Raw genomic sequence first — 24604 nt, 5'->3', positions numbered from 1 at the left:
CGTCACCTCCCCATGCCGCGGCGGGTGAAGGCTTCCGCCCGCCCGAAGATGACGCCCGAAACGGAGGTGATCACCAGATACAGGACCGCCGCCGCGAAGAAGAAGGTGAACGGCTCGCGGGTGGAGCCGGAGCCGAGCTGGGCGGTGCGCAGCAGCTCCACCACCCCGGTGACGGAGACGAGGGCCGATTCCTTCAGCGTCAGCTGCCACACGTTGCCCAACCCCGGCAGGGCGTGGCGCGCGGTCAGCGGCAGAAGGATGCGGCGGAACAGGGTGGCGCGGGACATGCCCACGGCCATCGCGGCCTCGACTTCCCTCCGTGCGACGGCGCGGTAGGCGCCGCGATAGACTTCCGTGTGCTGCGCCCCCGACACGATGCCGATGGCCATAGCCCCGGCGATAAAGCCCGGAAGGTCCACGAAACCTTCATGGCCCAGCCAGGATGCGACCTTCGTCAGGGCGATGCTGCCCCCGAAATAGAACAGGTAGATCACCAGCAGGTCGGGAATGCCCCGCAGGACGGTGGTGTAGGTGGCCGCGATGGCGCGCGCCGTCTTGCCGCCCGCGATCTTGGCCCAGGCCGCCACGGCGCCCAGCATGGCACCGATGGCAAAGCCGCACAGCGCCAGCCCCACCGTCATGGCGGCGCCGCGCAGCAGCGCGGGGCCCCAGCCCTGCGCGCCAAAGCCCAGAAGGGACAGCGCCTCCATCATTCGGCGGCGACCGGCAGGTCGGGCATCACGTCGTCGGGGATCGGGTTCACGAAAGGCCGGCCGTCCCGTTCGGCCGCGAAGTCGGCCTTGGCCGCCGCCACCAGCGCGGGATCGGTCAGCAGCCGCTTCATCAGCGCGGCCATCGCCTTGGCGGCATGTTCGGTGCCCTTGTGGGCGATGCCCGACTTGCCCTGCGCCACAAGCTGCCAGCTGTGGCCCGGCGTGCCGATGGCATAGGTGGCGCCGCGCATCTGCACGGTGGGGACGACCCAGCTGACCGTGCCCACATCGGTGGAGCCCACGCCATCGCCCGCACCCATGCCGCGCGGCACGATCCGGTCGCACAAGGGCAGGTCCATCACGGGGGGCATCCCAAACCGCTTGAAGGCGGCGCGGATGTCGGCAGGCGAAAGGGTGGCGCGGATCTCCTCGGCGAAGGCGCGGTCGGCGTCGTCGAAGACGGGCGGGCCGAGGCGTTCAAGCTCCGCCTGCATCGCAGCTTCCAGCGCCTCGTTGCCCAGAAGGTTGGCGTCGCCGCTGACGACCTCATGCTCCACCCGCGTCTGGGTCATCAGCGCCGCACCGCGGGCGATGTCGCGGACGCGGTCCACCAGTTCCAGCATCTCGTCCAGTTGCTGCGCGCGCACCAGATAGCGCACCGCCGCTTCGGCCTGAACCACGTTCGGCGCGTGGCCGCCGGTGTTCGTCACCGCGTAATGGATCCGGGCCGAGGACGGCATGTGTTCGCGCATGTAGTTCACGCCGACATTCATCAGCTCCACCGCGTCCAAGGCCGAACGGCCCAGTTCCGGCGCGGCCGCCGCGTGCGAGGCGCGGCCGGTGAAGCGGAACACCACCTCCTGGCAGGCCAGCGACATCGGCGGGTTCACGGCCACCAGCGGCGCGGGGTGCCAGCAGATCGCCACGTCCACATCCCCGAACAATCCGGCGCGGACCATGAAGCCCTTGGCGCTGCCGCCTTCTTCGGCGGGGCAGCCGTAATAGCGCACGCGACCGGACAGGCCGCTGGCCGCCAGCCAGTTCTTCGCCGCGATCGCCGCCAGAAGCGAGCCTGCGCCCAGAAGGTTGTGCCCGCAGCCATGCCCGGCCCCGCCGGTCACCAGCGGGCGCCGCTCTGCCGTGCCCGCCGCCTGGCTGAGGCCGGGCAGCGCGTCGTATTCGCCAAGGATGGCGATGACAGGACCACCTGCGCCGGCTTCGGCCATCAGGGCCGTGGGCATCCCGGCGACACCGGTGTCCACGCGGAACCCTTCGGCGCGCAGCATGGCCTCATGCTCCTGCGCCGCGGCCGTTTCGGCGAAATTCAGTTCCGGGCGGTCCCAGATCCGGTCGGCCATCGCGCATAGGGCGGGGCTTGCCGCTTCCACCAGGGGCCAGGTTGCGTCGGTGTTCGTCATCGTCTGTCTCCCATCGTCCGCACGCTCATGTCATATTGGTGCCAATTCTGGAACCGATATTGCTTATGCAAGGCGCTTGGCCGTGCGAACTGCCTAAAAATACATCAAACCGATGCCGCAGCGGGCAGGGGGCGAACCTCCTCCCTTGGTAAGGGCGGGAAAATGCCCGTATCATCGGGTGACAGGAGTTTCAGATGATCGCCGTGCAGTGCCTTCTTGACCGTATGATCGCCGATCTGCGCAGCGGGGCGCTGGCGCCGGGGTCATGGCTGAAGCAGGTGGACCTGCAAACGCGCTATGGTGTGGGGCGCCCCACGGTCCGCAAGGCGCTGGAAGCGCTGGCCCATCGACGGATGATCCGCCACGACCTGCACCGGGGGTATTCCGTGCACCCGGCCGACGATGACGATGCGCAGGCCGCGCTGGAACTGCGCGCGGTGCTGGAGGCCGGGTTCACGCCGGCCATCGTCCGGAACGCCACGGCGGACGACGTTCAGGCACTGGAACGCCTTGCCGTGGAGTTCCGGGACCGGGTCGGGCAGGGCGGGATGTCCGACCTTTATGCCGCGAACCTGGCCTTCCACGCCCGTCTGCTGACGGCGGCCGGCAACCCGCTGCTGCTGTCGATGGTGGAGGAGTTGCGCGCCCGCACCTCTCCGGCGCCTGTGTCGCAATGGGGCGGCATGCCGCAACTCCACCGCTCCGCCGCGGAGCATCTGGACATGGTGGGGGCTCTGCGCGGCCGGGATGCCGACGCGCTGGCCCTCCTGATCCGGAGGCACATCCTGGGCGACGCCGCCTGAAACGTGGTCTTGCCGGCGCCGTGCCCGATCCAGTTCGGCCAGCACCCCGGTCACGCGCATCGCGATCCACAGGATCCGCGCCTCGTCGCCTCCGCCCGTCGTCAACGCGTGCCCCATGGAGGAATCGAAGTAGACGCTGTCGCCCGCCTCCAGCCGAAGGAGGGCGTAATGCTGGCTGTGCAGGATGACGGTGCCTTTCAGGACATGGATGAACTCCTCCCCCATATGGCCCTGAGGGTCGGCGAATTCATGAAGGCTGCGCGCGCGGATGCGGGTCAGAAGGGGCGTGAACTCCTTCGCGGCAAGGCCGGCGGGCAGCATCTGGTAATCGTAGTGGGGGGCCTGATCCAGCCCCTCGCCCTGCCGCGTCACCACCAGCCGGCCGGTCGCCGCGGGCTTGGGCTTGCTGCCGAACAGTTCCGTCACGTCGACGCCCAGGCTGATCGCCAGCCGCTGGATCGTGTCATAGGTCGGAGAGGTCTGGCCATTCTCGATCTTCGACACGGCGGACAGGGAAATCCCGGCCTGCCGCGCCAGATCGTTCAGTGTCAGGCCAGCCTGAGTCCGAAGGCGGTGCACGATCTGTCCGATCGCGGGAAAGTTGTGCGTCGTCACGCCGGCCGTTTCCGTCATCTTACGCTCTCTCGGATGAGAGGTCTTCAAGCCCGGTCAAGGCTGCAGTGGAAACCGCCACGTCCTCCTGCGCAAGGGCCTCCCACCGGCGCAACCCAGGGTGGTTCGTAAAGCCTGCATTCGACAAGGTGGACACCAGCGTTGTGGCGCGGGCGGCAAATGATCTGGTCGGGTGCGGGAGCAAAAATGCCTTTACGGGGTTATGTTGCATGGCAGCGTTTCTTGAACCGGACCCCTACATACTGTTCCTGACCGGGGCGGGCTTTCTGATCGCTCTGGTGGCCTGGCTGCCGCTGGCGCTGAAAAGGCTTCCCTTGTCGCTGCCCATCGTCTGTATATCGCTGGGGGCGGCCCTCTTCTCGTTGCCGCAGGTGACGCTTGTGCCCTCACCCCTGATCTATCCCGAGGTGACGGAGCGGTTCACCGAATTCGTCGTTATCATCGCGTTGATGGGGGCCGGGCTGAAGATCGACCGGATCTTCGGCATGCGCCGCTGGCAGGTGTCGTGGCGGCTGATCCTCATCACGCTTCCCCTCAGCATTCTGGCCATCACGGCCCTTGCGGCGGGATGGATGGGCCTGCCCTGGGCTGTGGCGTTGCTGCTGGGTGCGGCGCTGGCGCCCACGGATCCGGTTCTCGCCTCGGACGTGCAGGTCGGTCCCCCCCGTACCGGAGAGGAGGACGAGGTTCGTTTCGGCCTGACCTCCGAAGCGGGCATGAATGACGGCGCGGCATTCCCCTTCGTCCATCTGGCCATCGCCCTGACGCTTGCCGCGTCGAGCGGAGAGCCGTGGGCCCTGAAATGGCTGGGGTACAACGTCCTGTGGGAAATCGGGGCGGGCGTTCTGGGCGGCTATCTGATCGGCCGCGCCTTTGGCTGGGTCACCTTCAAGATCCCGGCGGAAACGAAGCTGGTGCAGACGGGGGACGGTCTGATCGCGCTGGCGGCCACCTTCGTGTCCTATGGCCTGACCGAGATCATCCATTCCTACGGCTTCCTGTCGGTCTTCGTGACGGCGCTGACCTTCCGCCACTCCCACCGCGCCCATGATTTCCACCGCGAGATGCACGACGTCACCGAACAGATCGAGCGGCTGGCGATGATGGTGCTTCTGCTGCTGTTCGGCGGGGCGCTGGCCAAGGGGCTTCTGAACGCGCTGGTCTGGACGGATGTGGTGGGGGCCTTCGTCATCTTGCTTCTGATACGGCCGGTGGCGGGGCTGATCGGCCTTCTGGGCCTGAACACCAGTTGGACCGAACGTCTGACGATCGCCTTCTTCGGCATACGCGGGGTCGGGTCCATCTACTACATGGCCTACGGCCTCAACCACATGCCGGCGGCAGGGGGGGACCGTCTTTGGGCGATCGTCGGACTTGTGGTTCTGGTGTCGGTGCTGATGCACGGGCTGACGGTGACGCCCGCCATGCGATGGCTGGACCGCAGCCACGGCCGCGACCCGGATGCGGGCGCGGCGGCCCCGCCCGGTCTTCAGGGGCCGGGGGCAAAGACGTAAGGCGGGTTCGGCACAACCACAGGTCGCTGACCGGATGGACAGGCCCGGACACGTCGCATAGATGTCAGGCACCTAAATTGCCTATGGATATTCGATGATCTCAAGGACCGCCCGCCGCCTCTTTGCGCGCTATGCGCTGCGGCACATGCGCATCTCGTGTGCGGGCTTTCCGTTGCGGAACCTCGATGGCACCGTGGCGGGACATGTCGAACGGGTCGTCTGGACGCGCGGTGGGGTGTCGCTGTGTGGCTGGACCACGGCGGACAGCGTGGCGCTTCTGGCGGCGACCGGCCTTGTGGCGACCGTGACCCCGCGCCAGAGCCGGCGAGACGTGGCACAGCAGCGCAACCTTCCCGACACGATCGGCTTCGTGGTCGAGGCCGCCTTGCCGGATCTTCATGCCGTCCTCTTGCTGCGACATCTCGCGGATCAACGGCTGGCCTATGTCCTTCCTCCGCCCACGCTGATCCAAAGGCGGGTGGCGCAGGCCCGGCTTGTTCCCGGTTTCTGCTGGCGCCTGATCGCCAGCGCAAGGGACAGCTTGCGGTGGGAGCGCCACCGCGACCAGTCCGCCCGGTCCCGTATCAAACGGCGTTTCGGACTGGACGACCTGCCTTCAGCGCAGCTTCTGGAACCCGGCCAACTGAACGCGCAGGGAGCGGAAGGCACGGCCGAACGGCTGACCATCATCCTGCCGGTCTTCAACGCGCTGGATCTTCTGCCCGAGGTTCTGGAAAGAGTCCTGTGCCACACTGACCTGCCGTTCCACCTGATCGTCATCGAGGATTGCTCCACGGATCCGGGTGTGCGGCCATTCCTGCGCGCCTGGGCGCAGGACCGGTCCTCCGTGCAGTTGATCGAGAACGAGACCAATCTGGGGTTCATCGGCAGCGTGAACCGTGCCTTCGACATCGCGCGCCGGCGGGGCGATCCGGTGGTGCTTCTGAATTCGGACGCCTTCGTTCCCGAAGGATGGGCCAGCCGCCTGCTGCGCCCCTTGGCCGACGCCTCGGTGGCGACTGTCACCCCCATGTCGAACGACGCGGAAATCTTCTCGGTCCCTCTCATCTGCCAGCGGACCATGTTGCGGCCGGGCGAGGGGGATGCGATCGACCGCATGGCCAGACGTTTCGGCGCGGCCGAGGCCGATGCCCCGACGGGGGTCGGCTTCTGCATGGCCATTCAGCCGCAGCTTCTGGAACGTCTTCCCGCCTTTGACACCATCTTCGGCCGGGGCTATGGCGAGGAGGTGGACTGGTGCCAGAAAGCCCGTGCGCTGGGCTTTCGTCATGTCGGCATCGGCTCGTTGTTCGTTGAGCACCGGGGCGGTGAAAGCTTTGGAAGCGATGCCAAACTTGCCTTGGTTCAGGCCAACAACAGCATCGTGACCACGCGCTATCCCGGCTACGATCTGGACGTCCAGCGTTTCATCCAGGCTGATCCGTTGCGCACGGTCCGGCTGGCGCTGGCGATCGCCTATCTTGGCGCGCGCGCCGAAAGGGTCCCGGTGCATCTGGCCCACAGCTTGGGGGGCGGGGCCGAAATCTATCTTCAGGACCGCCTGCAACAGGACATTGCCGCCACCGGCGGGGCCGTGGTCCTGCGCGTGGGCGGCTTCCAACGCTGGCAGGTGGAGGTGCATCTGCCGGGCGGCGTCACCTCGGGCGTCACGGACAGCGACGAGGTGATGTGGCAGCTTCTGGACGGGCTGCCCGCCCGGCACGTGATCTATGGCTGCGGAGTGGGAGATGCGGATCCCGTGACACTGCCTGCGATCCTGACGCGGCTGGCAATGCGGCCGCAGGATCGGCTGGACCTGCTGTTCCACGATTACTTCCCCGTGTCGCCGTCCTATTGCCTTCTGGATTCCGATGGATGCTATTGCGGCGATGTCTTTGCCGGCACCACGGATCCGGCCCATTCCCTGCGTCGGCCAGAGGGGGGCGTCGTGACCTTGCCCCAGTGGCAGGAGGCGTGGAAAGCCGCGATCGAGGTCAGTACCGAAATCACCGTCTTTTCGCAGGACACCCGGCGGCACGTCGTCCAGGTCTGGCCCGAGGCGGGGCCAAAAATCTGCGTTCGGCCCCACGTCCTGCGCCACCGCCCGCCTGCCATTGCACCGGCCGGGACCGCCGTGGGTGTGCTTGGCAATATCGGCCTGCAAAAAGGCGCAGCGGTGATCGGCGAGATGGGGCGGCGGGGACAGAAACTGGTCGTGATCGGCGATTTCGATCCTGCCTTCCCCCTGCCTCCCTCCATCCAGGTGCATGGCGCCTACGGAGTGGAGCATCTGCCCGCGCTGGTGCAGCGCTATGGCATCGGGCGCTGGCTCATCCCGTCCATCTGGCCCGAAACATTCTCGTTCACGACGCATGAGGCGCTGGCCACGGGGCTGCCGGTCTTCTGCTTCGACCTGGGCGCGCAGGGCGAAGCGGTGGGCGCTGCCCCCAACGGACGTTTGGTGCCCTTCCACGGCCAGAAGGATCTGGCCGCGGCGGTGATGGAGGCCTTGGCCTCAGGCTGAAAGCGAAAAGCCGAAGCGGTTCTGGAAATACGTTTCCAGCGCCACGACGGCACTGTCGTTCTTGCCGCCACGGTTGAAGCTCAGATACAGGCTGTCCTCGTAATCGGACTCCTCGAACGTGCCGGAGCGGTAGTTCGTGTTGATCAGATAGGTGTGGATCCCGTTCAGTGACAGGTGCCAGCGGAACCACAGGTCGTCGGCGGTTGGCGCCACCTGCAGCGCATCCTCCACGTTCAGCACGTTGATGGGGAAGAAGGCGGTGTCGTAAAGAACGCCGTCCTTGCCGGTGGGCACGATCAGGGTGCCGGGATTGGTATCCACGGTGCTGCGCATCCACGTGTTGTAAGGGGCCAGCTTCCCGTTGCGCACCACCACGCGATGCCCGCGAAAAGCAATAACGCATCCATAGGTGTCATAGGCCTGGATCATCGTGGTCAGCCAGTTCGTCGGATAGACAGTGTCGTCATCCACCGTGACCACGAGGCGTGAGCTTCCCCAATGTTCCCGAAGATAGGGCAGAAGTTTCCGGTACGGCCCGACATTGGGACAGTAATGCACCGTCAGGCGGCCTCCTGAACCGGCGGCAAGGGCGGCGATGTCGGCCGGAACCTCCGGCACGCCCGCATCCAGAAGGTAGGGTTCCTTCGACAGGTAAAGATGCACGTGCACGTCCGCATAATCCTGCGCCAGAAGCGATTTCAGTGTCGCGCCCAGCGTCGCCATGCGGGAACTGATGGAGGTAAGGGAAATGTCGATGGTGCCGTAGCTCATCACGCGTCGCCTTCTGTCTGGGGGCGGAGGGCCAGCGGCACGATCACCGCATGCTTCTTGCCAAGGGGCTGCTGATCCCGCCGCAAGGCCGCATAGGACGTGCGCCGGCTGATGTTGGTCCGGAAAAGCTGAAGATGCTCGGCGCTTTCGCTTTTCGTCTTCTGCGACAGCGTGGCGCTGTCAGCAAAGCAGAGCATTGCGGGCGCGGCCAGTTCCGTCATGGCATGCTTGCCGAAATAGGACAGGACGCGCTCGCGCATCTCCACGTCTCCGCGTGAGCGGACATGGGCAAAGGACCCTACGTCGTGGAACACCGATCTGCGGAACATCGACGTCATCGGACCGTCGCCAAAGACGGTGAAGCCGGCCTCCATCTGCACATGGCCGGCGCGATCGATGCGGATATGGGGGGTGGTGACCAGACGCAATCCGGGATCGGCGGCAAAGGCGGCCAACTGGGCACGGAACCGATCGGGGTGGGACCAGTCGTCAGCGTCCTGAATGGCTATGAATTCCCCCCGGGACCGTTGGATTGCAAGGTTCCGGCCGGCGTAAGGGCCGCTGTTGATCGCCATGTGCACATAGGTGGCACCCAATTCTTCCGCAACGGAGCGGATGCTGGCGCTGCTGTCGCTTTCGCTGGCATCGTCCACCACGAAGACTTCCACGTTCCCGTGGCTTTGGTTCAGGACAGAATGCAGCGAAAGACGCAGAAGCTCGATATCCGGGTTGAAGGCCGAGACGATGACCGACACCAGAGGGCCGCTTGTGGTAGGAACGGCCGCCGTGGTCACGGCGTTGCCGAAGACCGCGGCCACCGTGTCCCCTTCGATGCGCAGGGGCGGGATGCCGGTGCGCTCGAACTTGCGGGCAATCACGCGATTCAGGCTGGCATTGTCCCCCAGGATGTTCAAGGCGACGGCGTTGATGTCGATGTCCGCCGCCAAGTATCCCCCCGCCTTCAGTTCCCCAAGCACCTGCATGTCGCTGACGATCGCGGCCGTCAGCTTGCGCTTGTAAAGATCCTGCGCCCCGACCACCTGAAGACCGTTGAGGTTCATGTCCCGCAATTCGTTGCTGAGGCTTCGGAGCGTGTCCAGAAGCTTGGCAATGTCCACCCGCGCCATGAGGGCGGGAGTCCCCGTCAGCCGTGCAAGGGATGCGGAGTCACCTGCCAGGATCGCGCTGCGGATCAGATCGCCTGCGTCGACAGTGTTCCGGATGCGCTCCATCGTGTCCGGTCCTAGGATGTCCCGCAGCACGGGCAGGCGGGGCGACGACAGCAGGCGCTGGAACGAACGCAGAATGCCGGGGTCGGCCAGAAGGTCCGGACGCTCTCGTTGAAGCCGGCCCAAGGTCAGTGCCAGAAGCGGTTCGTCGCCGTAACGGCGCAAGCATTCGCAGATGCGGTAGATGGCCTTTGTGTGCAGATCGACCGCCATGGCGGCGAAGGACAGGGTGGCCAGCAGCGACGGGCGTGGCAGGCAGCAGGCCAGGAATTCGAACATCGGCAGGATGATCTCCGGTGCGATCGTGGCCAGACGGTCCGTCACGAGCGCGAGGTTGCCCGCAACAAGATCGGCCGAAGACGCGTGGCGCGCCAGTTCCACGAACCGGATGACATGTTCGCCCGAAAGGCCCAGCAGAACGCTTGGCGCCCGCGACAGTGCCAGTGCAAAGGCATCCACCTGTTCCAGGATCGACGACAGCACCGGGTCGCGCATGTCCAGCGTGTCCAGAAGGGCCATTGCCTGCGCCAGCGACGGGGTCGTGACAAACTCGTCCAGGGTAACGACCATCTGGCGGTGCCGGGTCACGGCCGGCGTCAGCAGGGAAGCGATGGCCCAGTTGCGCGGCACATCCTGCCGCGACAGCCACGCGTCGTCCACCGCCGCGTTGCGCAGCAGCCTGTCCCGCACGGCGCTGCCCAGAGGCTGGGCGTTCAGCTGCCGCTGCAGACGCTGCAGCCCCCCCTCTTCCGGCACGGCTCCACCGGCCTTCTCGACTGCCAGATCATCCTCCAGCAGGAGGAGTCCGGTGGCGATGGCCGTGTCGATCATCGCATGGTGATCGGCGGCATAGGACAGGGGCATCGCGCAGGCGGCAAGCGGAAGCGTGCGCGTCAAGCCCGTCTCGGCTGCGGGGCGGAGGGACAGGGTCGCCTTTTGCGCGTCATAGGTCAGCCGCACCGGTGCCACGGCATGTCCGCCCGCCAGGGCCCAGTAGCGGGCCACGCTGGTTATGATGTAATCGACATTCGCGGGCGTCTGACGACCGATGAACAGCAAGGGCTTGCGACGCACCCGCGGCGCGGCTCCGGCGATGGCGGAAAGGGCGGCGTTCACGTCCTCGAAAACGGCACAACGGTCGATGTTGATGTAGCGCAGAAGGTCCACGTCCCGATCCAGCCGGACGATGACGGCATAGCTGCGGTCCAAAGCCGCCGCAGACAGGCCGACCCCATCCTCCAGATGCGCGGGAAGGGCCGTCAGCGTCAGGTTCAGGTCGGCCCGGTCGTCACATCCGACGGGCACGAAGATGCCGACGGGCGCGTGGTTTCCCGTGGGGCCACGATATCCCTCGATCATCATGTCCCAGGTCTTGCTGGCGCGCCTTTGCTGCGTCCCCGAAATGCCTATCGGGGCTGAGATATCGGCAGAGGACAGGAATGCCATCCCGATGTCCGAAATCCGCTGGCGGGCGTCAATGCGCAGCCGCGCTCCCTCGCGCGGGCCTTCGCCGAACTTTGACCAGAATTCGGTATCCTGCCGCGTGGGCTTGCCCGCCAGCTCGACCCGTAGGGGACGGCTGGCGGACAGCTGGTGGGCCACGCCTGCGGCCTGCGCCTCGGCAAGGGCCTGCAGAGCCAGCCGGTCGGCGTGACGCAGGTCGTCCGCAGCCTCTCCGGCCAGAAGATAACGAAGGAAAGCCACCCGCAGGGGATCGGGACGCGCAGTCGTGTTGGTGAAGGCGATCTTCAGGTCAAGGGCCGGAAAAAGTTCGTTCAGCAGCTCCGTCTCACCCTTGCGAAGGGCGGCGGCGATCCAGGCCGCAACCCCGCCCGAGGCTTGCAGGGCGTCCGAGAAGACGTTGTAGATCCTGATCAGCGCCACCAGTTGCGACAGCGTCGCGCGGGTGGCGGTATCGGCTTCGGCCGCTTCCGCTTCGGTGATCTTGTAAAGATAGGGCTGACGGCGGTCCGACAGCGGGACCATCATGGCCGGCATCAGGGCGTTCACCGTGGCCACGTCTCGTGCCATGATGGCATCGGCCAAGGTTTGAACGCGCAGGAGGAACCGGCGCGAGGTCACCAGCCGCGACAGGAACGCATCCATCAGCATGGGCGGCGAGGGAGGCGTGGCCGCAGTGTTTGCCTCCGCCCCATGCATCACACGAAGCGTGCGCGACATGAGGGCGGCATTCACATCCTGTTGCAGGAATTTCTGCACGTCCTGAGGATAGCCCGCAATTCTTTGCAGGAAGCGGGAGGAAAACATGTTGCTCATCACTTGTCTCATCGCATCCGTTGTCAGAGTGACGCGCCCTTGAGGCGTGCCGGGATTAGCTAAGCCTCTCGATCAGGTCCGAGAGGGTGGCCGCACGGTGGTCGAACGTGTGCGCGCCATGCACGATGCGTCGCGCTTCGGCGGCGCGTTCCAGCCAGCTTTCAGGACGTGCCAGCGCGTCCTCGACAAGACCCGCAAAGGTGTCAATGTCGGCGGCGGTCGGGATCGTGTCGCCAAACACCTCGGCAATGCCGGCGATGGCGTCGGTGATGATGGGCGTGCCGGTGGCGCTGCCGTCGAACAGCCGGTTCGACAGGAAGCCGTGATCGCGCATGCTGTCCCAATGGTCGTTCAGCAGGATCTGATGCGAGGCGTAGAAGCGCGGCAAGTCGGCATTCGCGATGGACGGCGCCCGCAGCATCGCAGGATCGATGACTCCGTCCCATCCGCCGCCATACAGGTCCAGCGGCACGCCGCGCTGGATGCACCAGCGGACCATCGTGCGGTATTCGCGACGGGAGTTTCCGACGAACAGGCAGCTTTTCTGGCGTGGCAGCGTCAGCTCGGCGCGGAACAGTGCCGCATCCGTGGCCTGATGCAGCGTCCCGACATTGGTCACGCCGTTTTGCCGAAGGGTGGCGGCATAGATGTCGGACGCGACCGCCACGTGATCATAATCGGCATATTCGTCGGGGGTCAGCCGGTCGGGATGCGAGATCAGCCACAGGAGGTTGATCTTGTCCGGCTGCACCTTGTAGCGGGCCCGCCCGCGCAGGACGATCGCGACGTCCTCGTCCTCGCGGCGGGCATACCAGGCGTCATGCGTGTCCACCATGACGCGGTGCCCAAGTCGCTCCAGCGATGTCTGGAGGGAACGCGCGAAGTGATAATCCCCCCAGGCAGGGGCTTCCTTCAGGTTCGGGCAGGCGATCTTGATGCGGATCGTCCGCCCTGTATGTGCCGGTTTGCGGGGCGCAGCGCCCTCGCGTGCCCGACCAATGGCCAGCGTCCCGTCATCCAGAAGATGGTCCGAACCGACGATGCCCAGATGCAGTACGCGCCGGGGCCCCGTCTCCGCATCCTCGGGCAGGACCAGAAGAAAGCGGCCGCCTTCCACGGCGCGGGCGGTGGCGAAAGCCAGGATGCGCGCTCCTGAAAAGGCGATGACGGCCACATCCGCCGCCGGATCGGCCAGATCCGCCGCCACCCCCGTGACGAGGCGGCCTTTCTGCCCGGTGATCCGCCCGGTCCAGCCGCCGGGGCGGATGCAGACCTTGGAGGGTCCGCCTTGCAGCGTGAAGGCCGTGTCGGGGGGGGTGATGATGCGCTGGCTTCCGTCTCCGGGCAGGGGGGTTTCGTCGAGACGAACCGAAAGTCCGGGCGGCGCATCCTGGATCAGGACAATCCCGCGATGCACGATGGGAAGAATGCGGGGACTGCCCTCAGACATGCGTGATCTCGGTCGCGGAGGACGCGTGCAGGATGGCATGAAGGGCGACGGCCAGACGTTCCTGCGTCAGTTCCGGATGATGGGTGATCTGCCACGCCGTCAGGGCAGCTGCGGACAGGCGTGCATGCTCTGGCGCCCGAAGCAGTTTGGCCAGCTTTTCCGCGATCCAGTCAGGCGTGACCCCCGCCAAAGGATAGGCGCAGCGGGACGACAACCACTGGTCGCCCAGTGGCGAAGGCGACAGGGCCGCGGGCACGCCGCACCCCTGAAAATGTGCCACCAGGGCAAATTCGCCAGGTGTCAGCTGTTCCAGCGCGGGTACACAGGCCACGACCCGGCTTTGGGCCAGCGACATCTGCAGGCCGCGGTCGAAGGACAGCCGTTCGGCTTGGCCTGTCGCGTGCAGCACCACCCAGTCACCTTCGGCCAGACCTTCCGGCGGGATCATGAACGTCAGGCCATGTTCGCGCGCGGCGGCGCCTATGGAGGTTGGCCGGTGGCGATCCTCCGGGCCCGGAAGGATCGTCACCACCGGCGCCCCACGCTGCATTCCGGCCAGAGAGGGCAAAGGCAGCGTCCCCAGATGCCAGGCCCGTTCCGGGCGCCGAAGATCGCGCATCACGATCCCGCCATCCTCTATGTCCAGCGCAAGGATGTCGGCGGCGGGCAGGGCTTCCCCAAGCGCCCGCAGCGCCTCGGTCGAGTAGCCGATGCAGAGGGTCGTGTCGGTATCGCCCTGCAAGGCCGCCGCAAAGCCGAAGCGGGACAGCGCATCGGGCACGTCGGCAGGCGGCGGAGTGGGCATGTCGATGTCCACGAAGCGGTGAGCCAGATCCGCGAAAGACTGTGCCAGAAGGGCGGGGCCACCGCCGACCGGTGCAAGCACCCGAAGCTTGTGGCGCGTGCTCCAGTCGATCGGCAGTTCCACATGGGCCTGCTCCAGACGCGCCTGCGTCTTGCGGTTCACGAAGTTCTGGGCGCCCGAGTTCTGGAACAGGTGCGTCACCTGTCCCCAAGCAACGTTCCGACGGTAATAGACAAGGCAATGATCCACGAAATCAGGGCGGAACACGGAGGTGTAACGCAGCATCAGGTCCCAGTCCTGAAGACGCGGCAGCGTGGCGTCGAAGCCACCCAGCCAGTCATAGACGTGCCGACGATGCATGATCGTGTTCAGGTCCATGAAGTTCTTCGACGACAGTCCGATCGGGTTAAAGGGTGGACGGGAAATCGCCGCCAGCTTGACGCGCGCGCCCACCATCTCGGTATCAAGATAGGCGCAGTAGACAAGCGACACGCCGGGCCTTGCCAGCAACGACCGCAGCATCACGTCCAGGAAGTGCGGGTTCCAGAGATTGTCACTGTCCAGATAGGTGATGATCTCGCCACGGGCAAAGCGCAGGCCCTTGTTGCGCGTGCCGGCCCCGTTCGACTTGGCGAACTGCATGTAGCGCACCCGCGGGTCGTCGAACTGCTTGATGACCTCGGCCGTCTTGTCCTCGCTGGCGTCGTCGCAGACCAGCAGTTCGAAATTGTCATAGGTCTGATCCAGAACGCTTTGGATGGCGTCGCCGATCGTGTGGGCACGGTTGAAGGTCGGCATGATGATGCTGATCAGGGGACGCGTCTGCAGCCGGGTCCGCCGGATGACATCGCGGGCCGCCTCCTCGTCCCGGCCCAGCGTGTCGCGCAGGGCCGGCTCTATGGCCAACCGCGACATCCAAGCGCTGAAGACGCATTCGGCGGCCGTGCGCTTGGCCGACAGGGGCGGAAGCGGGGCCTCGAACACCGCGGGCGCGGTGGCAAGGATCGGCCCCTGATCGCCGGACAGACCGGTGTCGCGCAGGGTGGCCAAGGGCTGAACCGGAACGCCGCTTGCACCCGTCCGCATCATCAGGGGCTGCAGGTCCAGCGCCCCGAGCGGGTTGAGGGACAGGCCGCCCCCAAGATGCAGGTACAAGGCGAAGACGCAGGGCAGTTCACCTTTGTCGACAAGTGCGGCGACAGCGGGATACAACCGCCGCGCACCCTGTTCGTCGAAGAAGGCCGAGGGGGACTGGCCCGTCCGCGCGCCCTCCGCATATGCGGCAACGGCTTCGGCGCGCGTCATGTCGGTGCGCCCGTGCCAGGTCAGCCCGTACCAGAGCAGGTCGAACCACTCGTCATCCGCTTCTCCACGAAGCAGCCGGTCGAACGCTTCGCGCGCCCCTGCCAGTAGGCCCGGGTCGTCCAGAGTGCGGCCTGAGATCTCATCTTCGATCCGCGTCGCTTCATCGGCCGGCCAAAGGCGGTTCTGCGCCACCGACCATCGGCCGAGGATCTTGCCTCCATCTTCATCGTTGCGAAGCACCAGCTGGCGGGCCTCGGGGGGAATGGCGAAGGACAGCACGTTCTGCGCGCGCCGCTCGCCCGACATCGCGGATACGCGGGTGCCGTTGGATGTGACGGGGGGAAGGGGCTGGCCATCCACTTCGATCCCGAAACGCAGATGCAGCGGTTGACCCATGGCGTCGGTCACCGTGGCTTGGAACCTACGGCCGATCATGCGCGCGTTGCGCAGGACCGGCCGTCCGGTGGCGGACAGCCGGAACGAGATCGGGCTTCCGTCCAGCGGACGTCCCGTGGCGGGATGCCGGACGATGGCCTTGTGCCAGTTCCCGTCCAGCAGCGGGGCGGGTATCGGAACCTCGAAGCCGCCTTGGTCGACGCCCAGGCCGGGAACGGGCGCATCGACCTTGGCCAGAATCGGGGCCGCATCATCGAACTGGACGCTGATCGACCCGCCCGGACGCAACCAGCCAGCCAAGGCCGCAGATTCCGCCCTCAGAAAAGCCACGCCTTCGGATTGGCCTGAAAAGCGCTGTTCCCCGCCGGGAAGAACGGCCCCCGTCTCATTCTCCACGATCTGGATCAGATGGGGCGCGCCGTCGAACAGGATGTCCGGCAACTGGATGCGGAAGCCGGAGGAAAGCCGCGCATGGCCTGCGGCGGCCACATCGCGCCGGTCCAGTTCGGCGCTGACGCTCAGCAGGACGCGCCCGTCCACCTTCAGGCAAAGATCCACCGCCCGATCCGCATCGGCGGGATCGAGGATCCAGCCTGTCACCTCGGTGGGACCGATCCGTTCCACCATTCCCAGAAGGCCGGAGGCCGCAAAGGCGGCAGGTGCCGTGGCCCCATCCGGCCGCAGGCGGGCCGGCATGTCAAGGGGCGCGCCCCGCAGCGCACGCCCGTTCGGCAGTCGAACAACGAATCGGTGCGCCTGCCCGTCGGGCAATCCGGCCGGCAGCTCGAACTCGAAGCCGCAGGTGTCACGGGCAAGGCCGGACGCCGCGACGTCGGGCCGCGACAGGTTTGCAAGGCGACGGGCGATCTCCGTCCCGTCCATCTCCAGCCGCAGGGCAAGAGGGGTGTCCGGCTGGGCGCGGTCCAGAACCCAGCCGGTGATGCGGCGGCCTTCCAGCCGTTCCACCCGGCCTACGATCCGACGGCTCTGTTGAAGGGTGGACTTCAGGGAACGAAGGATGTTGCGGGACATGGTCATGGCCGCACATGCGGCCAGGTTTGCGCCATGCGGCAGAGTTTGGCATGGGCCGTACGGTCGGTGGCGTCATGCAGGGCTGCCATGTCTTCCGTTGCGGGCCTTTCCGTGCGGGTGGCTGCGAAAGCCACGTGCCGATCCAGCGTCTCCCGCATCTGCGGATCCCGCTCCAGCCCAAGGAAGTCCAGCAGGGTCCGTTCCGTCCGGTCGGGATCGTCGAACATGGTGTCGTAATCCAGAAGAAGCAGGTTGTCGGGCCGGTCCGGCGTGGCCAGGTGATCCAGAAGCTGACGGTTCTGCTGGGCCCAGCTTTCGCATGCCGCGCCGAAATCCTTGGCTTGGGGCCATGGGTCGCGCTTGCGGTCAGCGCGCGCCTGCCACGACAGCGCCACGTCCTTCAGATTGCGCAGGATGTAGATGTAGCGGAAGCCGGGGTTCCTTGCGATGAACTGGGGCAGGACCGGCGTCAGGTCGGGAACCTTGTCTCCGACGATCCGCGCAGTGTCCCATTTCACGGCAATACGGTCATAGGTCTCGGTCCAGGCCGGACGCACGTCAGGGCGCAGGTTGGTGTCGCTGGACTTGAAGTCGAAGAACCGCTCCTTGCCGAACAGCTTCGGCGTGAAGTTTTCCCGGCGCAGAAACTGGAACTTGAAGCGTTCTATCCCCAGGCAGATGCCGTGATGGCTGTTCAGAAGCTCGGCCAGTGCCGTCGTGCCGCTGCGCGCAACGCCCGTCACGATAAGGATTTGTTTTGGATTAGACATTCCATACCATCATCTTCGACCGCGCATGGGCATGCGATCCTTCGCGCGCAATATCCCGAGGTGTCCCGGCAGGTGCAACCATCTAATTTTAGGTATCTTGATAGGCAGACCAAAACTTGCGAAGCATGGCTTTTGGGTAACTCATGAGGGCGGACCATGATCGCTGCGAAACGCGCCTTGATGGCCGGCCGAAACAACCAGCGCGACCGTTGGGTCGGGTCCGAAGACAGCGCCGCCGCCCGTATCGGCAAGCGCATTGTCATTCCCATGGGGCAGCAGAGCTTCACTGCCGGTCCTGAAGACACCTTCTTCACCGTGGGGTCGTGCTTCGCCCGCAACGTGGAGGAGCGGCTTCAGGACGCGGGTGCGACCGTTACCAGCCTGAACCACGACCTGATCGATCTGGGCGACACTTCGGCCCGCCGATCAGGCATTTTCAACAAGTACAATCCCGTCTCCATCCAGCAGGAACTGACATGGGCCTCCGGAAAGGAGGCCTTTCCGGAAGACGCTCTTCTGCAGTTGACCGAGGAGGATGTCTGGTACGACCCGCATCTGCGTCAGAATTCCGGTCAGGGGACCCGCGCCCAGCTGATGGAGCGTCGGCGCCAGATCTCGGACTATTTCGCGCAGATCTTCAAGGCGGATGTCGTCGTCATCACGCTGGGCCTGATCGAGACATGGGTGGATCTTCAAACCAACCTGACGCTGAACGTCCTGCCCGACCCCAAATACCTCGGTCGGAACAAGAGCCGTTTCGCGTTCCACACCCTGTCCGTCAAGGATACGATGATCGCGCTGAAGCGATGCGTGGCGATCCTGCGCGAGTTCGGCAAGCCGAACCAGCGGATCCTACTGACGGTCTCGCCAGTGTCACTTGGCCGGACCTTTACCGACGATGACATCATCGTGGCGAACACCACCTCGAAGACGACGCTGCGCGTGGCCGCCCATCGGTTTGCCAGTGACACGGACGGCGTGGATTACTTCCCCAGTTATGAGGCGGTGCTGCACAGCGATCCGGCACTGGCCTGGCAGGAGGACCGGCTGCATGTCAGCGACTTCATGGTCGGGCGCATCATCCGCGAGTTCCTGGTCCGCTACGGCGTTTCCCCTCCGGCAGAGACGGAAGAGGTCGCCGCGGACGAAACCACCGCCCTGCTCGCGGAACTGCGCCGCGAGGTTGATCGCTACAAGAACCGGCTGATCGCGCTGCAGCGCGAAAAGGGCTGAACCGCTAGAAATCGAGGTTGGCCAGCGCCATCGCGGCCCGATGCATGGCCTCTGCATCATCGTCTTCGCATCCGATCTGGGCAGGGGTATCCTCGCCGTTCAGCGCAGACTCTACCGCGCGGCGGAAGGCCGCGACGTCTCCTTCCTTGCGGGCCGCGTTCAGGGCCGGGGTCAGCCCATGATCCTGGGCGCGCTTCAGGATCGTGGCCAGAAGTTCAAGAACATGGACATGGTAGTGACAGTTGTCGATCGGCTTCTTCAAGAAATACCCAGTGCCGGCTTGGGGGGAGAAGCCGTAATAGGCCCATGTGCCATCCTGGCGCTGCAAGGGACCCGCAAAGCTATTCAAGGTCGGGGCAGTGTCCGAAAGGAACAGCCGGTTCACGCCGGCGGTGATGAAAGGCTCCAGATCCGGTTCGTCCCATCCAAGGCGTCTGACCGTGTCCTGGATCAGGCCCATGTCACGGATGGCATGAAGGTTCTGGTTCAGTGTGGCCCCCTCCTCCGGCTCTCGGTCGCGACGGGTGACGGAATGGAACCAGGTGCAGTCCTCCTCATTTCGACACCGAACCGTTGACGCAAGGCCACCGGCCTTGATGTCCGTCGTGACGGTGGCCAGGGCCAGCCGCGCGAAACGACGGTAAACATCCCGCCCCGCCAGATCCCCGTCCTTTTCGGCGTGGGCGGCAAGCTGATAAAGGAAATAGGCCATCCCGCTTTGGCCCATCGCGTTGTAGGGCAGGCCCCGGTCGTTGATGCGGATCGCGGCCACGAGGCCCGTCCGAGGTGTCAGGTCGGGGTGGAAGGCGTCGTTGAAGGGGATCAGCCGTCCGTCTTGCGTGCGAAAGCGGGTCGTGTCGGCTTGCAGGGTGGCCAGCACCTCCCGACGCGCCAACGTGGCGACATCCGTTGGCTCCGAAAGGGCCACAGGATGATCACCGCCTTCCCGGCTCCAAAGATCGCGTAATGTACGTAGGCAGGCAGAGGTTTCGTGCCACGTGTCGGGCGCCTTTGGAATGACGTGGCCCGACACCGTCCAGGTTTGCGTTCCGCAGCTGCGCAGCCGATCCGGCGAAATCGCCTCATCAGCTTGCGCAGCCGTGGACGCGAAAAGGCAGAACGGAAGAAGAAGACAGAAGGTGCGCATCGGTTTGTCCTTGGCTCCCAGCCCCATCTGGGCCGCCGGACCGCCACGGCAAGCGCGTCAGCCCAGGACAATATCTTCGAAAAGGGCAGCGGCGTCGCGGATGCCGTTCAGGGTCAGGGTGTGAGCTTCATCGAAGACAAGCGTGACCGATCCGTCGATGACCTTCTGCGACGCCAGGAATTGCGACAGCGTGCGGCCGTCCAGCAGTTCCCGATCAAAGACCAGGCCATCCATGGCCGGATCGAAATCCGTGATCGTGTCCTTGCCGGAGTCGAAGATGAAGGTGTCGCTTCCCGCGCCACCGGTCAGGGTGTCGTTGCCCCGCCCACCGCTCAATCGGTCCGCGCCCCCGCGTCCGTTCAGCTGGTCGTTGCCCGCTGCGCCTGACAGCAGATTGTCCATCTCGTCGCCGAACAGGGTGTCATGCCCCGATCCGCCCCCCAAACCCTCGATCGACGCATAGGTGTCACCGGTGGCAAATCCGGTGTTAAGCGCGGGATTCTCCATGTCGACCAGCAGACCGCCTTGGGCCAAGCGATAATCCGCAAGATCAACCCCATCCCCCCCGAACAGGGCGTCCGCCCCTTTGTCGCCGGTCAGGGTGTCATTGCCGGCCCCACCGTAAAGGACATCATTTCCGTCATCGCCTGCCAGAAGGTCATGTCCCAGTCCCCCGTCGATCGTGTCGTTCCCGCTGCGGCCCTGAAGGTTGTCATTCCCGTCGCCGCCGAAGATCCGGTTGCCGGCACCGTTGCCCAGAAGCGTGTCGTTTCCGCGGCTGCCGATCAAGTCTTCGATGCTGCTGAAGGTATCGCCCGCAGCATAGCCGGTGTTGTGGCCGGGATTGGCCAGATCGACCCGCACCTTTGCCGTGGCACTGGCATAGGACGCCGCATCGCGTCCGGCACCACCGGACAGGTGATCGGCGCCGATGTCGCCCGACAGCGTGTCGTTGCCGGCCCCGCCCGTCAGGGTGTCGTCACCGCGGCGACCGTAGAGGGCATCGTGCCCGCCGCCGCCCTGGATCACGTTGTCGGCGTTGTTTCCGTAAAGCGTGTCGCTGCCCTTGCCCCCGATGAGGTTTTCGATCGCGACATGCCGGTCGCCCGCCGCAAGGCCGGTGTTTCGCGCAGTGTTCATCAGATCGACCTGAAGGCCCGCCGTGCTGGAGGAATAGGTCACAGTGTCGCTTCCCGCATCCCCATCCATGAGATCCGAGCCGAGGCCGCCCGCGAAGGTGTCGTTGCCCACGCCTCCTTCCAGTGTGTCATCCCCTGCGCCGCCATCAAGATGGTCGTCTCCCGCTGCCCCGACCAGTTTGTTGGCGGCGTCGGTCCCAATGATCGTGTCGCGCCGGCGGCCGCCGGCCACGTCTTCGATCGACTGGAAGACGTCCCCCGCTGCAATGCCGGTGTTGTTCGCCGGACGCCCCAGATCTATTGTAATCCCGAACTTTGAATCGCGGTAATCCACCGTGTCGCGCCCTTCGCCTCCGTTCATCGTGTCGGCCCCGGCCCCTCCCACAAAACGGTCATCGCCGTCATCGCCATCCAGACGGTCGTTGCCCGCCGCACCCACCAGGAAGTCATCGCCCGAGCCGCCCATCAGGATGTTGGCCTCGGCGTCTCCTTGAAGCCGGTCGTCATGGTCCGATCCGATGAAGTTGCGGATCCCGTCATAGACGTCGCCTGCCGCTTCGCCCGTGTTGTGGCGCGGCGCGGTCAAGTTGGCATGGACGCCGGCGGTCGCACGCGCATAGCTGGCCCAGTCCGATCCACCCCCGCCAATCAGGGTGTCGGCCCCGCCGCCGCCTTCCAGCGTGTCGTCTTCCTTGCCGCCCTTCAGGGTGTCGTCGCCCGGCCCCCCCACCGTCGGCGGTGGGGGAGGTTCGGCTGGAATGATCGGAACCCGCGACATGGCATCCGTCAACTGCAAGGTGCGAATGGCGTCAACGGTCAGGGGCGATCCATTGGCCGTATAGACATACAGCACTTCGGACCCAAAGCGGAGGATGGCCCCATTGCTCAGGACCTCCACCGCAAGCTGATCGGGACCGTGCATCATGACCCAGCGCGACAGGTCCAGCCGGTCCTGCGCGGGATCGAAATCCAGGATCGTATCGTGCTCTCCATCGGCGGCCAGCACGAAGACATCGGCGCCGGCGCCACCCGTCAGGCGGTCCCTGCCGGCGCCGTCCATCAGGATGTCATCACCCGCCCCGCCGGACAACGTGTCGTGATGAGCATCGCCCCACAGCACGTCGTCCTTGTTCCCGCCCGTCAGCGCGTTCTTCTTGCCGCCGCCATAAAGGTTGAGACCGGCCTTGCTCAGGTCCACCGTCAGTTCCGCAAGGCCCCGCTCGGACCCGCTGGCCGCGAAGATGCGGAGCCTGTCACCGTCGGCCACGGCCGACAATGCGGAAATATCGGACAGAAGGCGGTCTGCCGTATCTTCCAGCGTGCTCAGATGCCGCAGCGTCCCGTCGGGAAGAAGCATCATGAGGGTGAGGCCGTCATCGGCACCGGCCGCCAGCACGTAGACGCGGCCCCCGGCTTCCACCGTGGTCATCGCGGTCACATTGTCAAAGCGGGTGCCCAGATCGTCGATCACCTGATCCCGCGGGATCAGGGTGCCGTCGCCCCCCATCTCTACCACGGACAGGGACGAGGAGCCGCTGGATCCCACGATCAGGAACGTTCGCCCCCCCAGCGTGGCCAGGGCAAGGCTATCGGGGGTGGCCAATCCCAGACCTTCCGTCGCCCCGATGGACCCCCCGGGTTTCAGCGACCCGTCCGAGTTCACCTTCCACGTGTACACCCGCCCATCGGTCATGTCGGTGGTGACAAGATAGGTGTTTCCGTCCACCTCGACCGACAGCATGTCACCGGTCGTGGCGGCGGCACCCCCGCGCAATGCGCCCGCACCCGTCGTGGGTGTCGTGGACAATGCCGGGCCACCGCCCCAGGCAAAGGTGGTGATTTCGTTTTCCGTGGCACTTGTGGCGTAAAGAAAGGTCTCGGCCCCCACGGTTACGGCCAGCGCATCCCCCACGGCCATGCCCGTTTCGAGATCGTCCACGGCCTTCAACGACCCGTTGCCCGACACCGCATAGGTCGGGAGGGAGTCGCCCCGATAGCCCGTCACGACCACCTGGCCTCCGGCAACCGCCAGTTCCGGGGACTGGCCCACGGCCGGTGTGCCGCGGATGACACCTTGCCACAATGTGCTGAGGCCACTGTCCGAAAGCGCGAAGGCCGAGAGGCCTGACCCTACGGCCGATGCGGCGTAAAGCACCGTGGTGTCGCCGCTTTGAGCCAGAACCAGATCCGTGATTCCGGTCAGCAGCGAGGTGCGGCTTCCGGTGAAGGTCAGGGAGTAGGTCAGGCTGGCCATGTTCATCCTCCTTTCGGGGAATAAGCAGGGCCAGAGTTTAAAGGTGTCTTGTCACATCAAGGCAGCATTGTGTCACATTGCCCCAATTGTCGCGATCAGGCCCAGCGGCCGGTGGCCGTAAGGATCACCTTTTCGGCCGCGGCGCTGACAGAGGTGCCGGTTTGCAGAAGGCGCAGGAAGAAGGCGCCGTTTGCCGCCCCCAGCGCCGCGATGTTGCCCAAGGCCAGGCGGGCATGGGCGGTTGCGGCGGGGTGCGACAGCGTTACGGCGATGTTCGTGCCGATAAAGGTGGCGGGAAGGGCAAAGGTCTGCGCATCGCTTCGCGCCACGTCCACCGCGCAAAGGCGGGTGCAGATCTGCGTGCCGTCCGCAAAGCGCACGGTGCGGCTGTCTGTCGCCTCAGTCGTCTGTATCACGGCGCCGGTCGGCGTGCCGCCGGACAAGGCGACCGTGCCAAGGATGTTGCCGGCATGATAGGCGCCGTACCCGCGGATCTGCAGGGCCTGCGGCACGCGGACGGTGCCGTCGTTCGCCGCCTCCAGCGCGGTCTGGAAGGTGCCGCCGTCGGGGCTCACCTTGATGGCGAAGGCGTCGTTGCCCATCAGCCCCATTTCGGCCCGTCCCGACCAGTTGGATTGGAACAGAAGGCTGGCGGTGTTGCCGGAGGCGGCCTTGTTGACCTTCAGGCGGTGGTCCGTGCCTTCATGGGTCAGCAGCGTGGCTGCCGAACGCACCGACAGGCGGTTGAGCGTATCGGCCCCCGTGTTCACACCCAGGGTGGCGGCTTGAGGATTCGTCCAGGCGTTGTTGGCGAAGGTGACGGTCTGCCCCTCCTCCTGCACGAAGGCGCGCCAGCCGGGCAGGGGGGTCACGAAGACCCAGGCGGTACCGTCATGGACCGCCAGATGCTGATCGTGCCCCGCCCAGCCGCCGGTGGCCCCGTTGGCGATGATATAGCGATTCCCCGCCTGCGGCCGTTCCGGTGGAGAGGTCAGGGTGCGGCTCGTGACGCTCAGTTGCACGATCATGTCCAGAAGGCGCAGCGCCTCGTTGTGCGTGATATGCTTCTGGGCTTGGGCCGCCTGCATTAGGGGAAGGGAAAGAAGCAGCGAAAGATCGGACATGGGGGATTCCTATGACAGGTGCGCTCCGAACCCTAGTTTCGTCCGGTTAAACCAGGCTTTGAGCTGC

Annotated in this window: 14 protein-coding genes and 1 pseudogene; 4 read left to right on the top strand and 11 right to left on the bottom strand. The window is 65.6% G+C overall.

The features are described 5' to 3' along the window. Positions 1 to 2 precede the first annotated feature (2 nt). Together ACSHZY_RS02970 and ACSHZY_RS02965 are read right to left on the bottom strand one after the other, a co-directional pair. Positions 3 to 710 carry an ABC transporter permease gene (locus ACSHZY_RS02970; RefSeq protein WP_435165167.1) on the bottom strand — a complete coding sequence of 236 codons (708 nt, stop codon included), beginning with the start codon at positions 708 to 710 and terminating at the stop codon, positions 3 to 5. Further along, entirely contained in the window at positions 710 to 2131 is a 1422-nt protein-coding gene (locus tag ACSHZY_RS02965; protein WP_435165164.1) for a M20 family metallopeptidase, read from the bottom strand. The genes ACSHZY_RS02970 and ACSHZY_RS02965 overlap by 1 nt, the downstream gene beginning before the upstream one ends. A gap of 194 nt (positions 2132 to 2325) precedes the next feature. On the opposite strand from ACSHZY_RS02965, the gene ACSHZY_RS02960 reads away from it, so the two are divergent. Continuing rightward, positions 2326 to 2934, top strand: coding sequence for a GntR family transcriptional regulator (locus ACSHZY_RS02960; RefSeq protein WP_435165462.1), 609 nt, complete (start codon positions 2326 to 2328; stop codon positions 2932 to 2934). Positions 2935 to 3009: 75 nt separating this feature from the next. Here the strand turns inward: ACSHZY_RS02960 and ACSHZY_RS02955 are convergent. After that, a pseudogene (locus ACSHZY_RS02955) lies at positions 3010 to 3567 on the bottom strand (helix-turn-helix domain-containing protein); the annotation flags it as partial. A 209-nt stretch (positions 3568 to 3776) separates the two neighbouring features. On the opposite strand from ACSHZY_RS02955, the gene ACSHZY_RS02950 reads away from it, so the two are divergent. Both ACSHZY_RS02950 and ACSHZY_RS02945 read left to right on the top strand, forming a co-directional pair. Further along, entirely contained in the window at positions 3777 to 5081 is a 1305-nt protein-coding gene (locus tag ACSHZY_RS02950) for a cation:proton antiporter (protein ID WP_435165161.1), read from the top strand. Positions 5082 to 5175: 94 nt separating this feature from the next. After that, on the top strand, positions 5176 to 7605 hold the full coding sequence (locus tag ACSHZY_RS02945) for a glycosyltransferase (protein ID WP_435165158.1): 2430 nt from the start codon (positions 5176 to 5178) through the stop codon (positions 7603 to 7605). On the opposite strand, the gene ACSHZY_RS02940 is transcribed toward ACSHZY_RS02945, so the two are convergent. From ACSHZY_RS02940 to ACSHZY_RS02920, 5 genes are read right to left on the bottom strand one after another with little or no spacing between them, the layout of a single operon-like run. Further along, positions 7597 to 8376, bottom strand: coding sequence for a glycosyltransferase family A protein (locus ACSHZY_RS02940; protein WP_435165155.1), 780 nt, complete (start codon positions 8374 to 8376; stop codon positions 7597 to 7599). The two genes, ACSHZY_RS02945 and ACSHZY_RS02940, sit on opposite strands and share 9 nt — an antisense overlap. Beyond that, the gene (locus ACSHZY_RS02935; RefSeq protein ID WP_435165152.1) at positions 8376 to 11882 is read right to left on the bottom strand and encodes a glycosyltransferase family A protein; all 3507 of its coding nucleotides are present in this window, start codon (positions 11880 to 11882) and stop codon (positions 8376 to 8378) included. Before ACSHZY_RS02935 ends, ACSHZY_RS02940 begins: the two co-directional genes overlap by 1 nt. Before the next feature lie 55 nt (positions 11883 to 11937). Further along, entirely contained in the window at positions 11938 to 13332 is a 1395-nt protein-coding gene (locus ACSHZY_RS02930; RefSeq protein WP_435165149.1) for a CgeB family protein, read from the bottom strand. After that, a complete protein-coding gene (locus ACSHZY_RS02925) occupies positions 13325 to 16876 on the bottom strand; it encodes a glycosyltransferase family 2 protein (RefSeq protein WP_435165146.1) in 3552 nt (1183 codons plus the stop codon). Before ACSHZY_RS02925 ends, ACSHZY_RS02930 begins: the two co-directional genes overlap by 8 nt. Further along, the gene (locus ACSHZY_RS02920) at positions 16873 to 17613 is read right to left on the bottom strand and encodes a sulfotransferase family protein (protein WP_435165143.1); all 741 of its coding nucleotides are present in this window, start codon (positions 17611 to 17613) and stop codon (positions 16873 to 16875) included. Before ACSHZY_RS02920 ends, ACSHZY_RS02925 begins: the two co-directional genes overlap by 4 nt. Positions 17614 to 17796: 183 nt before the next feature. Between ACSHZY_RS02920 and ACSHZY_RS02915 the strand changes: the two genes are divergently transcribed. Beyond that, a complete protein-coding gene (locus tag ACSHZY_RS02915) occupies positions 17797 to 18873 on the top strand; it encodes a GSCFA domain-containing protein (RefSeq protein WP_435165140.1) in 1077 nt (358 codons plus the stop codon). 4 nt (positions 18874 to 18877) lie between these two features. Here the strand turns inward: ACSHZY_RS02915 and ACSHZY_RS02910 are convergent, their stop codons facing one another. The 3 genes from ACSHZY_RS02910 to ACSHZY_RS02900 form a co-directional block, all read right to left on the bottom strand. Further along, positions 18878 to 19768 (bottom strand): hypothetical protein, encoded by an 891-nt coding sequence (locus tag ACSHZY_RS02910; RefSeq protein WP_435165137.1) that lies wholly within the window; start codon positions 19766 to 19768, stop codon positions 18878 to 18880. Positions 19769 to 20077: 309 nt separating this feature from the next. Beyond that, the gene (locus tag ACSHZY_RS02905; protein WP_435165134.1) at positions 20078 to 23413 is read right to left on the bottom strand and encodes a hypothetical protein; all 3336 of its coding nucleotides are present in this window, start codon (positions 23411 to 23413) and stop codon (positions 20078 to 20080) included. A 95-nt stretch (positions 23414 to 23508) separates the two neighbouring features. After that, positions 23509 to 24537 (bottom strand): DUF2793 domain-containing protein, encoded by a 1029-nt coding sequence (locus ACSHZY_RS02900; protein WP_435165131.1) that lies wholly within the window; start codon positions 24535 to 24537, stop codon positions 23509 to 23511. Positions 24538 to 24604: the final 67 nt, after the last annotated feature.

The sequence above is a fragment of the Falsirhodobacter sp. 1013 genome (assembly GCF_051195255.1).
Classification (GTDB): Bacteria; Pseudomonadota; Alphaproteobacteria; order Rhodobacterales; family Rhodobacteraceae; genus Falsirhodobacter.
This window is presented reverse-complemented; position numbering and strand designations above follow the sequence as displayed.

Bases quoted from the DNA above. Each gene is read 5' to 3' on its own strand.
- ACSHZY_RS02900 (WP_435165131.1), bottom strand. From the start codon at position 24,537: ATGTCCGATCTTTCGCTGCTTCTTTCCCTTCCCCTAATGCAGGCGGCC.
- ACSHZY_RS02970 (WP_435165167.1), bottom strand. From the start codon at position 710: ATGGAGGCGCTGTCCCTTCTGGGCTTTGGCGCGCAGGGCTGGGGCCCC.
- ACSHZY_RS02925 (WP_435165146.1), bottom strand. From the start codon at position 16,876: ATGACCATGTCCCGCAACATCCTTCGTTCCCTGAAGTCCACCCTTCAA.
- ACSHZY_RS02950 (WP_435165161.1), top strand. From the start codon at position 3,777: ATGGCAGCGTTTCTTGAACCGGACCCCTACATACTGTTCCTGACCGGG.
- ACSHZY_RS02960 (WP_435165462.1), top strand. From the start codon at position 2,326: ATGATCGCCGTGCAGTGCCTTCTTGACCGTATGATCGCCGATCTGCGC.
- ACSHZY_RS02930 (WP_435165149.1), bottom strand. From the start codon at position 13,332: ATGTCTGAGGGCAGTCCCCGCATTCTTCCCATCGTGCATCGCGGGATT.
- ACSHZY_RS02905 (WP_435165134.1), bottom strand. From the start codon at position 23,413: ATGGCCAGCCTGACCTACTCCCTGACCTTCACCGGAAGCCGCACCTCG.
- ACSHZY_RS02965 (WP_435165164.1), bottom strand. From the start codon at position 2,131: ATGACGAACACCGACGCAACCTGGCCCCTGGTGGAAGCGGCAAGCCCC.
- ACSHZY_RS02935 (WP_435165152.1), bottom strand. From the start codon at position 11,882: ATGAGCAACATGTTTTCCTCCCGCTTCCTGCAAAGAATTGCGGGCTAT.
- ACSHZY_RS02915 (WP_435165140.1), top strand. From the start codon at position 17,797: ATGATCGCTGCGAAACGCGCCTTGATGGCCGGCCGAAACAACCAGCGC.
- ACSHZY_RS02940 (WP_435165155.1), bottom strand. From the start codon at position 8,376: ATGAGCTACGGCACCATCGACATTTCCCTTACCTCCATCAGTTCCCGC.
- ACSHZY_RS02945 (WP_435165158.1), top strand. From the start codon at position 5,176: ATGATCTCAAGGACCGCCCGCCGCCTCTTTGCGCGCTATGCGCTGCGG.